The sequence below is a fragment of the Sphingomonas sp. P3_C6 genome, from assembly GCF_056402595.1.
The window spans coordinates 1-14,097 of sequence record NZ_JBFUHB010000012.1 but is presented as its reverse complement, the minus strand read 5'-3'; the positions used below and the strand labels follow the sequence as shown (position 1 = coordinate 14,097).

17 protein-coding genes and 1 pseudogene are annotated in these 14,097 nt (G+C 64.7%); 10 read left to right on the top strand and 8 right to left on the bottom strand.

The genetic code is table 11. The features are described from left to right. Positions 1-130 precede the first annotated feature (130 nt). Together AC1DT7_RS13110 and AC1DT7_RS13105 are read right to left on the bottom strand one after the other, a co-directional pair. Entirely contained in the window at positions 131-349 is a 219-nt protein-coding gene (locus AC1DT7_RS13110; RefSeq protein WP_478036421.1) for a hypothetical protein, read from the bottom strand. 54 nt (positions 350-403) lie between these two features. Further along, positions 404-754: a hypothetical protein gene (locus AC1DT7_RS13105; protein ID WP_478036420.1), complete on the bottom strand. Its 351-nt coding sequence runs from the start codon at positions 752-754 to the stop codon at positions 404-406. Between the two features lie 253 nt (positions 755-1,007). On the opposite strand from AC1DT7_RS13105, the gene AC1DT7_RS13100 reads away from it, so the two are divergent. Continuing rightward, positions 1,008-1,511, top strand: a complete 504-nt coding sequence (locus tag AC1DT7_RS13100; RefSeq protein ID WP_478036419.1) for a hypothetical protein — start codon at positions 1,008-1,010, stop codon at positions 1,509-1,511. Between the two features lie 14 nt (positions 1,512-1,525). Next, complete coding sequence (locus AC1DT7_RS13095; protein ID WP_478036418.1) at positions 1,526-1,885, top strand: hypothetical protein; 360 nt, start codon at positions 1,526-1,528, stop codon at positions 1,883-1,885. Positions 1,886-2,027: 142 nt separating this feature from the next. Here the strand turns inward: AC1DT7_RS13095 and AC1DT7_RS13090 are convergent, their stop codons facing one another. Both AC1DT7_RS13090 and AC1DT7_RS13085 read right to left on the bottom strand, forming a co-directional pair. Then, the gene (locus AC1DT7_RS13090; RefSeq protein ID WP_478036417.1) at positions 2,028-2,633 is read right to left on the bottom strand and encodes a DUF4142 domain-containing protein; all 606 of its coding nucleotides are present in this window, start codon (positions 2,631-2,633) and stop codon (positions 2,028-2,030) included. A 147-nt stretch (positions 2,634-2,780) separates the two neighbouring features. Continuing rightward, positions 2,781-5,750, bottom strand: a complete 2,970-nt coding sequence (locus tag AC1DT7_RS13085; protein ID WP_478036416.1) for an EAL domain-containing protein — start codon at positions 5,748-5,750, stop codon at positions 2,781-2,783. A gap of 231 nt (positions 5,751-5,981) precedes the next feature. Between AC1DT7_RS13085 and AC1DT7_RS13080 the strand changes: the two genes are divergently transcribed. Continuing rightward, positions 5,982-8,201 (top strand): hypothetical protein, encoded by a 2,220-nt coding sequence (locus AC1DT7_RS13080; RefSeq protein WP_478036415.1) that lies wholly within the window; start codon positions 5,982-5,984, stop codon positions 8,199-8,201. A gap of 104 nt (positions 8,202-8,305) precedes the next feature. After that, positions 8,306-8,461 carry a hypothetical protein gene (locus AC1DT7_RS13075; protein ID WP_478036413.1) on the top strand — a complete coding sequence of 52 codons (156 nt, stop codon included), beginning with the start codon at positions 8,306-8,308 and terminating at the stop codon, positions 8,459-8,461. Positions 8,462-8,504: 43 nt separating this feature from the next. Here AC1DT7_RS13075 and AC1DT7_RS13070 read toward each other — a convergent pair whose 3' ends face one another. Next, on the bottom strand, positions 8,505-9,269 hold the full coding sequence (locus tag AC1DT7_RS13070; RefSeq protein ID WP_478036411.1) for a Crp/Fnr family transcriptional regulator: 765 nt from the start codon (positions 9,267-9,269) through the stop codon (positions 8,505-8,507). 247 nt (positions 9,270-9,516) lie between these two features. Between AC1DT7_RS13070 and AC1DT7_RS13065 the strand changes: the two genes are divergently transcribed. The 3 genes from AC1DT7_RS13065 to AC1DT7_RS13055 are packed head-to-tail and all read left to right on the top strand — an operon-like array spanning position 9,517 to position 10,777. Beyond that, entirely contained in the window at positions 9,517-9,759 is a 243-nt protein-coding gene (locus AC1DT7_RS13065) for a DUF6894 family protein (protein WP_478036410.1), read from the top strand. Positions 9,760-9,785: 26 nt separating this feature from the next. Next, a complete protein-coding gene (locus tag AC1DT7_RS13060) occupies positions 9,786-10,061 on the top strand; it encodes a DUF6894 family protein (RefSeq protein ID WP_478036408.1) in 276 nt (91 codons plus the stop codon). Further along, positions 10,058-10,777: a Crp/Fnr family transcriptional regulator gene (locus AC1DT7_RS13055; protein WP_478036407.1), complete on the top strand. Its 720-nt coding sequence runs from the start codon at positions 10,058-10,060 to the stop codon at positions 10,775-10,777. Before AC1DT7_RS13060 ends, AC1DT7_RS13055 begins: the two co-directional genes overlap by 4 nt. A gap of 63 nt (positions 10,778-10,840) precedes the next feature. Here AC1DT7_RS13055 and AC1DT7_RS13050 read toward each other — a convergent pair whose 3' ends face one another. The 3 genes from AC1DT7_RS13050 to xth all read right to left on the bottom strand — a co-directional run bounded on the left by AC1DT7_RS13050 (position 10,841) and on the right by xth (position 12,684). After that, complete coding sequence (locus AC1DT7_RS13050) at positions 10,841-11,368, bottom strand: ferritin-like domain-containing protein (RefSeq protein WP_478036405.1); 528 nt, start codon at positions 11,366-11,368, stop codon at positions 10,841-10,843. 140 nt (positions 11,369-11,508) lie between these two features. Further along, complete coding sequence (locus AC1DT7_RS13045; protein ID WP_478036403.1) at positions 11,509-11,859, bottom strand: DUF3147 family protein; 351 nt, start codon at positions 11,857-11,859, stop codon at positions 11,509-11,511. A 45-nt stretch (positions 11,860-11,904) separates the two neighbouring features. Next, the gene (xth, locus tag AC1DT7_RS13040) at positions 11,905-12,684 is read right to left on the bottom strand and encodes an exodeoxyribonuclease III (protein ID WP_478036401.1); all 780 of its coding nucleotides are present in this window, start codon (positions 12,682-12,684) and stop codon (positions 11,905-11,907) included. 73 nt (positions 12,685-12,757) lie between these two features. Here xth and AC1DT7_RS13035 point away from each other — a divergent pair, with 73 nt between their 5' ends. From AC1DT7_RS13035 to AC1DT7_RS13025, 3 genes and pseudogenes are all read left to right on the top strand, one after another. Then, on the top strand, positions 12,758-13,384 hold the full coding sequence (locus AC1DT7_RS13035) for a YbhB/YbcL family Raf kinase inhibitor-like protein (protein ID WP_478036400.1): 627 nt from the start codon (positions 12,758-12,760) through the stop codon (positions 13,382-13,384). After that, positions 13,384-13,755: a 2OG-Fe(II) oxygenase family protein gene (locus AC1DT7_RS13030; protein ID WP_478036399.1), complete on the top strand. Its 372-nt coding sequence runs from the start codon at positions 13,384-13,386 to the stop codon at positions 13,753-13,755. The genes AC1DT7_RS13035 and AC1DT7_RS13030 overlap by 1 nt, the downstream gene beginning before the upstream one ends. Before the next feature lie 47 nt (positions 13,756-13,802). After that, a pseudogene (locus AC1DT7_RS13025) lies at positions 13,803-14,097 on the top strand (transposase); the annotation flags it as partial.

Here is a 14,097-nt window from a genome sequence, read left to right as displayed (position 1 = left end):
GCTCTCCCCCGCACTTCCCTTTCCCCCTTTTTATTGCATCTTGATGTCGTCCTTCGCGTAATCGAGCCTCTCGTCTTTCGGGACGATACGTGCGGGCCTGTCGCTGGGTTGCGGCAGGCGGCAAACGCCGTCACCGCTGGTGGGGCCGATCCATCAGGCCGAAGAGAGTCGGTCCTTCGACCAGCATGCCGATGCCGGGAAGTCCGGCGAGCACGATGAAAGCGGCGATCAGCAATTCGAGCGTGGTTGCCGAATCCCCGCCGGGCGCCGCCGTCACCATGGACCGCAACACCATCATGGCCGCCACGCTCGCCAATACCATTGCGGCGCCCGCACACCGGATTCGCATCGTCTTTGTCCCAGCACCGTGATTGGCGCGGTGCGGACATGGGCGCGGTGGGCGTTAAGTTTCGAGAGCGAAGGGAGGCTGGCCGTATAAAGGCGACGTAGTGGCACAACAGGCGCTGAAATCGCCGGCCGTCAGATAGTCGCGGTGGTTGGCACTTGCCTCGCACAGCCACTCGACCATCATCACCGGCCGGCCGAGTGAAGAAACGTCACGCGAGATCGAGGCGATCAGCTTCGGGCTCGTGTTCAGCAGCAGGACGGCGCGGCCATCGGCGCCGGAATTGAACAGCAGATAACGCCCGCCGGCAATCGCGCCAGCGACGCGGGCCCGATCCTCCGGTGCGACTTCGGACCTGAAAGATACGGTTTCGGTCGGGCGCCTCTTCCCGAACAGGCGATGTAGCAAAGAGAAGTCCTTCCGCTTGATCGCCATAAACGTCCGATGTGGTTCAAACGCCCCGGCCCGAACGAGCCCCAGTCCGAACGAGCCCCGGTCCGAACGAGCCCCAGTCCGAACGAGCCCCGGTCCGAACGAGCCCCGGTCCGAACGAGCCCCGGTCAGAAAGATCAGGGAGCATCTCCTTATCCGGTCGCTGCCGGTGTCGATTCACTGAATCTCGCCGTTGGGCGACAAGCATCGTCTCATTCCGGAGCAAGACATGGCCGATGCCGATCCGATTGTCCACGCGCTGCATCCCGCGACCGCGCGCCAGGCAGGCTATGTTGCCTGGACCGCCGATCCGGCGATCACGCGGCTGTTCGTCGTGCTGCACGACCTGAATGCGGCTGGGGCACGGCTGGAGGAGCTTCACCACGAGCGACCCGATCTCGGTGTCGGCATGACGCGGGGCGACGTCGGCGGGGTGGTCGATCTGGACGAGCGCTGCCCGGCGTATTCGTTCGGCCATGGCTGGCGCGTCAGGGCGAATGGCGGGGCCTGCGCCGGGCTATGGCAATTGCTCGCCGCGCGGCGCGATGCCTGGATCGAGGCGCGGCTCGACGCGGAAGGCTTCGCGTCCTTCGCACCCAACGCGGCGAAGAGCTGCCGCATCGCAGCGCTCGACGAGGAGGCGATATCGGTCGAGCTGGCATGGGCGCGGTTCCGCATGGGCATTTTGGACTTCACGCCAGCCAGGGATTCACCGAGAGTGGCGGCTCCATGATGGAGTCGCGTCCGATGAAGATCCTGATGCCCGTGTGCCTCGCCCTGATGCTGGCCGGATGCGGCCAGCCGGCACCGCAACAGAACACGGCCGCCGCGGCGCCGGCCAAGCCTGAGATCGACTATCTCGCGCGGATCAACGCGCTGGCGCCGAAGCAGCGCGACGTCGTCTTCTACCGCGCGCTCGACGATGCGGGCAGCGACTGCCAGTCGGTTTCCGGCTCCGAACCGCGCGCGCCGGTGGCGGGCCGTCCGGCCTGGGCGGTGCATTGCGAGGACGGGCGCGATTGGGTCGTCATCCTGCAGGAAAGCGGCCTGCTCCAGATCGCGACCAATGACGTCGACGGCAAGGCGGCGGGCAACAGCACGCACTGAATCGGATCGCCGAGCCGCTAGGCCGGTTAGGCGAGCAGGGACTTGCTCGCGAGAATCCTCGGCGGCTTACTTGTGCGTGGCATGGCGCCGGTCGCGGCCGACTGACTCGGAAAAAGGGGAGGCGCAGGGCCTCCCCATCCCGTCACTTCGTCTCGAGCGCCTTGGCCATGTCGAGATGACCCTTGACCACCGGCGCGATCTCGCCCGCCGCTGCCTTCAGCGAGGGGACCTCGCCGTCCTTGGCGAAATTCTCCATCAGTTCGAGCGCATCGTCATGCGCGTCGATCTGGCCGTCGATATAGGCCTTGTCGAAATCGGCGCCCTTCAGCTTGCCGAGCTCGGCCAGGTCGTCATTCTGCTCTCCGGTCAGGGTAGCGTCCGGGGTGATCGCCGGGCTTGCCTTGGCCGCTGCCGCCTTGATCTTTGCGGTCGAGCTGGTGTGCGCCTTGATCATGTCGTCGGCAAAGGCCTTCACCTTGGGCGAGGAGGCGTTGGTCTTCGCCAGCTTGGCCGCGGCGATCTCGAACGCGTCGCTCTTCGCGGCGGTGTCGGCAAAGGTCTGGCCGCTCGGGGTCGGCTGGAGTGCGTCACCCGCCGCGTCGATCGCGTTCGAGGTGGCATTGCCCAGATCGGTCATCGCCTCCCCGGTTGCGTTCACGGCGTTGTCGGTCGCCTGCTCTGTCTTGGGCCCACAGGCAGCGAGACTGAGCGCAAGCGCGGCCGTGGCGACGGAAGCGAGATATTTCATGGGTCTCTTCCTTTGGATGCAGGCGGTTCGAACGCGCGGGGGAGATCGCTGTTCCAGCGCCACGCGTCCTCAGAGTCTGTTTGAAAATCCGCGAAAGGGCGAATTTTCATCGCGAAATGCGCTCACGGCGCATTTTCAAACAGGCCCTCAGCCCTGGTAGAGGCCCTCGCACCAGTGCGGAAAGATCCGATCCGCGGTGGCGGGATGCCCATAGAGGAAACCCTGGCCGACCGCGCAGCCGCGCCTGCGCAGATGATCCGCCTGCGCCCTGGTCTCGACTCCTTCGGCGACGATGGTGATGCCAAGATTGCGGCCCAGATCGATCACCGCATCGACGATCGCCGCATCGTCGGGGCTGTGCTCAAGATTGCTGACGAAGCTCCGATCGATTTTCAGGATGTCGACCGGATATTGTTTGAGATGGCTGAGCGAGGCGTAGCCAGTGCCGAAATCGTCGAGCGCGATGCGGATGCCGGCGGCGCTCAGCATCCTGAGCGCGCGGCCGACATATTGTGCGCCGCGGCCGAGGAAAACGGTCTCCGTCACCTCGATTTCGATCATCGACGGAGGCAGGCCGCACTGTAGAAGGTTTTCCAGAACACGCTCGGCGAAATCATCGCAGCGGAAGTCGTTCGCCGAGGTGTTCACGGCGATCGAAACCGGCTCAAAACCCTGGTCCAGCCAATGCCGCAAATCGCGCGTGACGTTGCGGAGCATATGATCGGTGATCTCGATCGACAGGTCGGGGTCGTCGAAGGCAGCGCGGATATCGGCCGGCTGGTGGGTGCCGCCCTGCGGGTCTTGCCAGCGCAGCAAGGCCTCGAACCCGACGAGGCGGTTCGTGTGGAGATCGATCTTGGGCTGGTAGAAGGCTTGGATCCGCGCATTGGCCAGCGCGTCCTTCGCCATGCTGATCATCGAGAATTGCCGCTGCAGCTCCGACCGCATCTCCGGCCGGAAGATGCGCGTGCGGCCGCGGCCGGCCGACTTGGCGGCATAAAGCGCAAGGTCGGCGGATTTCAGCAACTCGGTCGGGTTGTTGCCATGTTCGGGGAAGATCGAGGCGCCGATGCTCGCGGCGCAATCGAGCATCCGGCCATTATGGGCGAAGGGCGCGCGCAGGCTTTCGAGGAGCGAGGTGGCGCACCGCGCCACGTCGATGGCGCTGCCGACCGAGGGCATCAGGATGGCGAACTCGTCCCCGCCGAGCCGGCCGACCGTCGCGCCCTCCGGTGCGACCTCTACCAGGCGGCGCGCGAAGACGCGCAGCAGTGCATCACCTGCGTCGTGGCCGAGCGTGTCGTTGATCCGCTTCAGATTATCGACGTCTAACAGCATCAGCCCGATCTGCCGGTGCATGCCGGCGGCGAGCGCGATCGCGTCGTCGAGCTCTCCCTGAAGCGCAAGCCGGTTGGGCAGCAAGGTCAGCGGATCGTGAGTCGCGGCCCAGCGGATGCGCTCCTCGGCATCGCGTTCCTCCGTCACGTCCTGAAAGGTGACGATCACCCGGCTCATATCGCCCGATCCGTTCACCGATTTCCAGCCGGTCGATTTCAGCCAGCGTTGCGCGCCGTCATCGGCGCGATGGACGCGCAGCGCGATTTCGAAGCCCTCCGGCAGGGAACCGATCGTCGCCGCATTGACGATCGACCGGAACTTGTTGCGGTCCTCGGCATGGACGATCGCAATCGCCTCTTCCATCGTCGGGTCGGCGTCGGCGGGGAGGCCGAGCATGGCCAGCAACTCCTCCGACCAGCGGTGCTCGCCGGTGACGGCGTCGCAATCCCAGATGCCGAGCCGCGCTGCCTGCACCGCGAGGCGGAGGCGCTCTTCGCTCTCGGTCAGTGCCTCCTCAGCCGCGCGGCGATCATGGACGTCCTCGAGCGACCCATACCAGCGGATGACCTCGCCATGCTCGGTGCAGCGCGGCGCGGCGCGGGAGCGCATCCAGCGATAGACGTCGCCGCAACGCACGCGATATTCGACATCGATCGGGTGACGGCTCAGGACCGCGTCGTTCCAGGCCCTGACGGTCGGGACGACGTCTTCGGGATGGAGCGCCGCGATCCAGCAGTCGCCGCCCGCGTCCTCGGCGGCGCTGCCGGTCAGCGAGGTCCATAGGGGGCCGACCTCTTCGATCGATCCGTCTGGCCTGGCAGTCCACTGTATCTGCGGGCTTAGCTCGACCGAATGGCGGTGATGCTCGCGGCTCTCGCGCAGCGCCTGTTCGGCGCGGCGACGACGGGTGATATCCTGCGCGACGGTGATGACCGACCGGATCTCGCCGCTCCCGTCGCGGACGAAGGACAAGGTGACCTCGCACCAGATGACCGAGTCGTCGGGCCGGACATAGCGAAGCTCGATGCGAAAAGGCGAGCCGGTGTCGAGATGCTGGCGGAACTTGCCCTGGTTGCGGTCGATATCGTCGGGATGGATGTGGATCTGGGCCGGCATCGTCTCGACGTCTGCCATGGTGCGGCCGATCAGCGTGCAATAATGCTCGTTCGCCATCAGCAACCGGCCGTCCAGGTCGCGGTGGACGATACCGACCATCGCTTCGCGGAAAACCGTTGCGAGCTGGGTCTCGGGCCCGGGCGTTGGCCGCGGCTCGGGCCAGCGTTCGGCGCCGGCCAGCGCGGCGAAGCCGGCGAGCATGCGCAGCGCGCGGGCGTCGGGCATGCCGCGCCGGGCGGTGTCGAAAATGCACAGGCTTCCCGCATCGGCCTCGCCGGGCGTGCCGATCGGGACGACGACGGCGAAGCGCGCGCCAAGGAGCGCAGCGGCGGCTATCCGGCCTTGCCATTCGGCAGCATGGGTATCGGGGATGAGGACTGGCTCGGGCCGGCCGATCAGGTCGGCGGGAAGCAGCGCGTCGGCGGGACGCAGGGGCCCGCGAATGCCGATCTGGACACGTATGAGCTGACGGTCGGCAGCGGCAAAGCTGATGAAGCCCATCGGCGCATCGAGCGCGTCGATTGCCAGCGCGAGGATTCGCCGCAGGATCGAATCCTCCACCGGGTCGCCGCCCTGCGGCATCCGCGATGTGGACGATCCTTCCGGCCAGCCCCCGGCGCTATCCCAATCGGCTGAAAATGAGCGTGCGCCCGTGCGCTTCACGCGGTCCTCCCGGGCCGTTCGTCCCTCGGGATGGCCAAGGTTGAAACTATCGACAAAAGGCTAACAAACCATTGGATCACGACGATGTTTCGACCGGGTTTTCTGTCCGAAACGGAGGTTTGCACGCCGATCCGACGATCGTCGTAACACAGGTTAGCCGGTGGCAAATCCTGGCGATTGCGCGGAACGGAACGGCACCAGTCAGGTTGAGCCGCCGAAAGGAGCCTGCCGATGGCGACGCTGGTCGAAACCCGTGCCCTGCCGACCCTCACGCCCTTCGCGCTTGCCCTGCGCAGCGCGTTGAGGAACGGCGACAGCCGGCGCGTCGCGCGCTTTCGCGCGGGCGGCCTCGGCATCGAGGTAGCGGCGACCGGCGATTCGGTGTGGGCGCTGATCCGGCGCGAAGGCAAGGGCGGCCTTGCGCTTCGGCTCGCCTATGTGCCCGAGGGCGCTTTCGACTGCACCCGGCACAAGGCGCAAGGCGGCGAGGCAATACGCGTTAAGGTGGCAAGCGTGCTCGGCGTGCACGAGATCGTGCTGGCGTCGGGCGGTGAGGCGTTGGAGCATATTCGCGTGACGGTGCGTCTCACGCCGGCCTCGGCCATGTTCATCCCCTTCCTGCCGCGCGATCTGTATCCGCTCGACGCGAAGGACGATCCGGCCGGCGCGATCGGCCATGTCGAGGCGGCGCAGCGGGGCCTCAACGCCGGTCTGCTCTATTTCCGGATCGATGAGCCAGCTTTTGGAAATGTCCTGTATTTCCAGAATCTGACCGCGACGAACGACTATTATCTGGCGACCGGCACCAGGCCGGACGGGGCGGTGGGTGGTATCTGGCCCGAACTCGGCTACCTCCTCCCGACCCCGCTTCCGGGTGAGATCTCACCGGACAAGGCGCTGGAGGCCGGGGTGGAGGTGACGCTGTCGGACGCGATCCTCGTCTTTCGCCACGATTCTCCGCCAGCCGAAGCGGAATCCGCACGGCAGTTCCTGCAAATGCTGGGGGTCGCCTACAAGGAGATCGACCTGCCCGGGACCGAGTATCGCGACTGGATCGAACGAGCCGAACGGACCTTGGTCGATCTCGATACGGCGCCGGAGGCGATGATCAGTCATTATGGGCATCGCTATGCCCACCCCTACACCGCGGCCGAATATCCGGACATCATGGTGCAGATGTCGCTGCTTTCCGCAATCCATGACTGGGGCCGGTGGAGCGGCACCGCGCATCCGCTCGAGGCCGAGTTCAAGGCCGGGCTGAGCCGCTTCTACGACCCGAAGCTCAGGACGCTGAGGCGCTATTTGCCCAATGTCGGCAAGGACAAGGACAAGGATGCGGTCGACAGCTGGTATCTCTACCATCCGATGCTCAATCTTGGCCGGCTTGCGCTTCACGGCGACAAGGCGATGCGGCGGCTTTTCCTGAAATCGGTCGATTTCGGCGTGAAGGCGGCGCGGCATTTCAACTATGACTGGCCGGTCATGTACAAGGTCACCGATTTCACGGTGATCACCGAAGTCGCCGGCGACGATCGCGGCCAGACCGATGTCGGCGGCATCTATGCCTGGGTGATGCTGCAGGCGTATGAGCTGACCGACCGGCACGAATATCTGCAGGAGGCGCGCGCCGCGATCGAGGCGGCGATGGGCCGGCGCTTCAATCTCAACTATCAGGCCAACCTGACGGCGTGGGGTGCTGCGGCGTGCATGCGGCTATGGCGCATCACCGATGATCGGCGCTTTCTCGACCAGAGCTATGTCTATCTCGCCAGCTTCTTCCACAATAGCGAGATCTGGGAATCGGAGATCGCCTTCGCGAAGCATTACCGGAACTTCCTGGGCGTCACCTGCCTGCAGGATGCGCCGTATATGGCGATCTACGAATGTTTCGACAGCTTTGCCGCGTTCGAACACTATCTCGACGACAGCGGACCTGATCTCGAGCCGGCGGTGCGCATGCTCGTCGCCGAATATTGCAAATATGCGCTCGACCGGGCGTGGTTCTATTATCCCGACGCGGTGCCGAAGGAGATGCTCGCGACGGATATCCGCAACGGCCATATCGATCGCACGCTCTCCTTCCCGCTCGAGGATCTCTATCCGGATGGCCAGCCGGCGGGCCAGGTCGGGCAGGAGATTTACGGGGCGGGCGCGGCGTTCGTGTTCGCCACCCGGTCCTTCCACAAGGTCGATGAGGCGCCGTTCCTGCTCCATTGCAACCACTTCATTCGGGCGCGGGAACGGACGGCTGACCATGCGATGTCGATCTCGCTCGATGGCGGGGAGAGCTGTGCGGCGGCGCTCAGCCTGATCCGGGTCAAGCGCCGGACGCTGCCGAAGACGCGGGTCGTGACCATTGATGGCGACGTCATCCGTCCTCGCTCGGCGACGGCGGATCGCATCGATTATGTGGTGCCGGCCAATGGCCGCCTGGTCCTGACCTGGGAATGACTATCCCGGCCAGGCCGCCGCGCGCGTTGGCATGGGTTGTCGACGGGGCTGCGCTGCCTGCCAGAGCCGGCTGGTCGGCGTCGGAAGTGAACAGGGAAGGAGATATGATCGACCATGACTATTATACCCGTCGCGCCCGACACGAACGGGAAATCGCGGCACGGTCCACCGACACTATGGTCGCTATGGCCCACTGCAAGATGGCCGACGAATATGAACGCAGGATCGCGACGGTGTCGCAAATGGCCTCGTCCGGTTGACGGCCGTCATCTTATCGGCCTTCATACGTGGTACACGCGGCTTTTACTTGCCGTTCGGCTTCGGTGTTTCCCCGATCGTCTGGTCGAGGTGGAGATACAGGGCGCTGAAATCCGCCGCTGCCAGCAGACGCGCCAGATCGCCCACCCGGACATAGCGCTTGTCGCGCATGATGAGCCCTTCTTCGGCAAGCGCCTTCAGCGTGCGGTTGACGTGAACGCTCGTCAGCCCGATCGCGTCGCCAAGCTGTTCCTGGGTCAGCGGCAATTGATCGCGATCATCCGGGTCTAGCCCGGCCGCCCGGGAGCGCGCGGTGAATTCGCATAGCAGATGGGCGAGCCGCGCCCTGGCATCGCGGCGGCCGATATTCAGGATCCATTCGCGCAATATCGACGCGTCGATCAGCGCCTCCACCCACATCGCCTTGCCGATTGCAGGCCGGCTCAGCACCAGGTTCTGGAGTGCGGTGCGATCGATTTCGGCGGTCTTCAGTCGACTCAGCGCCTGGATGCTATGGTCGGCGCGGTTCAGGAAGAGTTGCTGGAGGTCGAGGAAATCCCCGGCCATGTGGAGCGAGACGATCTGCCGCGCGCCGTTCGAGGCCAGCTTCTGCCGGAAGGCGAGTCCGGAAAGGACGAAGCTGAACTGTGCCCGGGCCGGCTCGCCCTCGCGCAGGATATAGGCTGGCGCCTCAAAGGTGCGTTCGACGAAGGGAAGGGCCATGATCGCCGCGCGATCGGCATCGTTGAGCGCCGTCCGGCTCTCCAGCTTGCGCGCCATCTTCGACAGGACATGGTCGTCGGCTGACATCGCGGCTCTCCATCGGGCGGGAGCTCACGCATCTCTCAGTCGCCGGAGCCCATCTAACTCAACGGCAATGGATGCACCTTAACACACGAAAGAACATTGAACGAAACAATTGTAAGTAATATGATGAATATAAATGTTATCGCAATTGATGCGTCGCTGAACCGATGCTGTCTTTCGATAATCGCCGGATGACGGATTAGGCTCCGGTGACTGAGAGACATCGCGCTCCCACCTGTGGAGTGCGCTTATGTCCCGGCTCTATTTTCATCTTCATGACGGTGTCGACGTCCTGCTGGACAATGACGGAGTCGATATTTCGCCCGGGGACGCCGCGAAGCGGGCGTTGCACGAGGCCCGTGCCCTGATCGCGCACGAGGCGATCCAGGCTCGTATCGACCTGCGGCAGCGGATCGATGTCGAGGATGCCGACGGCGCCGTCATCTGCACCGTCGCCTTTGGCGACGCCGTGACGATCATTCAGGCCGCATAGCGTCGCCGCGCGGAGCGAAAGCGGCGGTGCATCGTTCGGGTGGCATGCCTCGATATTATTTCCACATCCACAACGGTACCGGCCTCACCCGCGACGAGGAAGGGCAGGAACTGTCCGGACCCGGCGAAGCGCATGAGGCAGCGCTCGCCGGCATCCGCTCTCTCCTCGCTGACGAACTCGAAGGCGGAGAGATCGACCTCGACGGGCGTATCGAGATCACCGACGGCGGCGGGGACGTGCTGCGGACGGTGGGATTCGGCGATGCGGTATCCGTCAATCCGGCAGGCTCGAAAAGCAAATGATCGAAAAACATTTGATGCGTCTGCGCGCGCGCGACTCGGTCAGCGCCGAGGAGGAGCAGGCGATMCGCGATGCGATGCTCGAACCCCGCGACGTCGCCGCCAGGAAGACGATCATCCGCGCAGGTCAGTTGCTGACGACGTCCACGCTCCTGCTCGACGGGCTGATGTGCCGGTACAAGGATCTGCGCAACGGCGAACGCCAGATCACCGAGCTCCATGTCCCGGGCGATTTCGTCGACCTGCACAGCTTTTCGCTGAAGCGGCTCGACCACAATATCATGACCCTGACGGCGTGCCGTCTCGCCATGGTCCCGCACGAGCGCCTGACCCGGATCACCGAGGAGCATCCGCATCTGGCCCGGTTGTACTGGTTCTCCACCAATCTCGACGCGGCGATCCATCGCGAATGGGAGGTGTCGCTGGGGCGGCGCACCGCCATTTCGAAGACGGCGCACCTGTTTTGCGAACTCCATGTCAGACTCGGCCTGGTCGGGCTGAACGACGACCTTAGCTACGACCTGAAGCTGACCCAGACCGACGTGGCCGAATGCCTCGGGCTCACTGCGGTGCACGTCAACCGCACGCTGCGGGACCTGCGGGAGCAAGGCGCGGTGGAGTTCGTCAGGGGCCGGGTCACGATTCTCGACTTGGCGAAGCTGCGCAAGATCGCCGAATTCGAGCCCGACTATCTCTACCTGGAACGGCAGCGCGAATAATCGGGATCTTCGAAAAAGCGCCGGCCGCCTTTTCCGAGTGACGGCGACCGGCGAGGAAATCGATCAGTGGCTGGCAGTCTCGCCAGCGGCCCGCAGGCTAAGATATTTGGTCACGATGGCCGGCAAACTCTCGTCGCAGAACTGCGCCATGGCCTGCTCTTCCTTCAGCGTCGCATCGAGTAGGGGGATGGCGTTGCCGAAATTGCCGGCCTCGGCGATCGTGATCAGGCCCTTGTAGCTGGCGATCTCGAAATTCTCGAAAGCGAAATTGGCGAAACTGTTCTTCAGGATTTCGTCCGGCGCAATCGTGTGAAGCAGTGCCGCCATATTGCCCGACAGGCTCAGCGCCGTGTCCTTGATGACCGAATGGGTTTCGTCGAGCGACGCGAGGATTTCGTCCAGTCGCTTGATCTGCTGCTCTGTCTCGACACGGTGCTCGCGCAGCCGCTGCTCGACCTCGGGATAATTGGAGAGATGGTTGATCTGCCGGTCCATCAGCGCCAGCGCCTGGTGTTCGACGGCATGCGCATTGCGCAGCCCGGTCACGAACACGGATCGGACGACGTCGGTGCGTTCAAGTACATCTGCCATGCTGATCTCCACCTGGTTCGAATAGGTCGTGAGACCATTCAACCGGGGAGGTCGCCGGGCGTTCCGGATATTGTCGTATATTCCCAGGCGGCTAACCCAGGTTAGTCGTTATTTGCGCCGGCCGGTCGGGCGGGGCCGCGCTAGAGTCGCAAGCCGAAGCGCGGGCCGATCCACGTCATCGCCAGATACAGCAGGACGGTCATCGCGCATCCGGCGAACAGCGCCGGCCAGAAGGGCAGCCCGCGGCGCAGCAGCGCCGGGATTACCAGGAACATCGGAAGCGAGGGCAGGACGTACCAGAAGGTTGCACTCGCATGGTCGGCCATGTTGGCGGCATCAGGCTTGTCGTGCCACAGCCACATCATGCCCAGCACGGACACGAGCGGCAGCGACGCGACCAGGGCGCCGAAACCGGGGCTGCGCTTCGCGATCTCGGAAACCGCGGCAATGATGATGCCGGAAATGAGGGCCTTGATCGCAAGATAGAGCATGGCGCTCAGTCTAGGTCGAGGCGTCCCAGTCGCCTACCCCCCCACCTACGCGCCGTCGGCGATCTCGATCCACACCGGCGCATGGTCGCTGCTCTTCTCCCAGCCGCGCACCTCGCGATCGACTTCGGCGGCGATGAGGCGGCCCGCGATCGACGGACTGAGCAGCAGATGGTCGATGCGCAGCCCGGCATTGCGGGCATAGGCGTTCCGGAAATAGTCCCAGAAGGTGTAGATCGTCTCGTCGGGGTGCAGGGTGCGCAGCGCATCGGTCCATCCCTGGTCCAGCAGGCGGAAAAAGGCGGCGCGGACCTCGGGCGCGAACAGTGCATCGTCCAGCCAGCGCTCCGGTTTGTAGACGTCACGCTCGCTCGGCATTACGTTGAAGTCGCCGGCGATGACGACCGGCATGCCGGTCGTAAGCAATTCCCCCGCGTGCGCGATCAATCGTTCGAACCAGGCGAGCTTATAGTCGAACTTCGGCCCGGGCCTGGGGTTGCCATTGGGCAGGTACAGGCCGGCGATCAGCACGCCGTTCACCGCCGCTTCGATATAGCGGCTGTTGAGATCGTCCGGGTCGCCTGGCAGGCCACGCCGCGTCTCGACCGGCGCGCCTACCCGACTGAGGATCGCGACGCCGTTCCAGCTTTTCTGCCCATGCCAGATCGCCTGGTATCCGGCATCCTCGATCGCGGCGGCGGGGAATTTCTCCTGCGGCGCCTTCAACTCCTGCAGGCAGACCACATCGGGCCGGCTTTCCTCCAGCCAGCGCAGCAGCACGGGCAGGCGGCCGTTCACGCCGTTCACATTATAGGTCGAGATCTTCATCGGCAGCGCCCCTTTGGGAAACCTCGCAACGTCTGCGGGTTGTTCCCATCTAACGCATGAAGGAGGCAAGCCGATGCTGGAACATGTGCCCCACTGGCTTGGCCGCCTGCTGCAGGGCGTTCGTGCGGGCCATGCCGGGCTGGCGGTCGCCGATCCCGATCTTGGCCTGACCGGCGTGTCGATCGACCTGTCCAGCCCTGCCTTCGCCAATGGCGCCCGCCTGCCTGAACGCTTCACGGCTGACGGGAAAGGGGTTTCCCCGCCTCTGACCTGGGGGACACTGCCGGAGGGCACCCGCAGTCTGGCGCTGATCGTCGAGGATCCCGACGCACCATCGCCGGTTCCCCTCGTTCACGCCGTCATCTGGGGCCTGCCGGCCGACGAACACCGGCTGGCCGAAGGATCGATCGTCGGGGATGGAGACGGGGAAGGCGATGGCCGCGACGTGGGGCGCAACAGCTTCTTCGCGCAAGGCTGGTTGCCGCCTGATCCGCCGACCGGGCACGGATCGCATGATTATGTATTCCAGCTCTTCGCGCTGTCCGACGTGCCGAAGCTCGACCCCAATCCGGGCCGGGCGGCGATCGTCGAGGCGATTCGTGGGCATGTGCTGGCGGCAGGTGTGACGACAGGCACCTATTCGCGCGGCGAGCGGGCTCCGACTGGTTCGGTGCAGTTCGGTGGCGCGGCGCGGGCCTGATGGCGGAGCAGATCGACCTGTTCGGGGCAACCGCGCCTGGCCTTCCGCCCGGATTGCCTGCCGGGATCGACTATACGCCGGACATCATCACGCCCGAGGAGGAGCAGGTGCTGGTCGCACGGCTGGAGGGGATCGAGGTAACGCCCTTCCGTTTCCAGGGCTGGCTCGGCAAAAGGCTGACCACATCCTTCGGCTGGCGCTACGATTTCGAGGATGCGAGCTTCGGGCCGACCGAGCCGATTCCTGATTTCCTGCTGCCGTTGCGCGATCGGGCGGCACGCTTCGCCGGACTGGCGGCGGACGATCTCGTCCAGGTGCTGATCGTTCGCTACGATCCCGGCGCGGGCATCGGCTGTGACGTGCTCCCCTGAAATGTGACCGAGGATAAGTAGAGTCCGACGCGAAGGGAGTTGGACGGATGAAGCGCAGCAGGTTCAGCGAAGAGCAGATCATCGGGATATTGAAGGAGCAGGAGGCCGGCATGCCGACAGCGGATGTGTGCCGGCGCCACGGGATCAGCCCGGCGACGTTTTACAACTGGAAGTCGAAGTTCGGCGGACTGGAGGTTTCGGAAGCCAAGCGGCTGCGCGCGCTCGAGGAGGAGAATGGGCGGCTGAAGAAACTTCTGGCTGAAGCGATGCTCGACAATGCCGTGCTGAAGGATCTGGCGTCAAAAAAATGGTGACGCCCGGCGCGAAGCGGGAAGCGGTCGC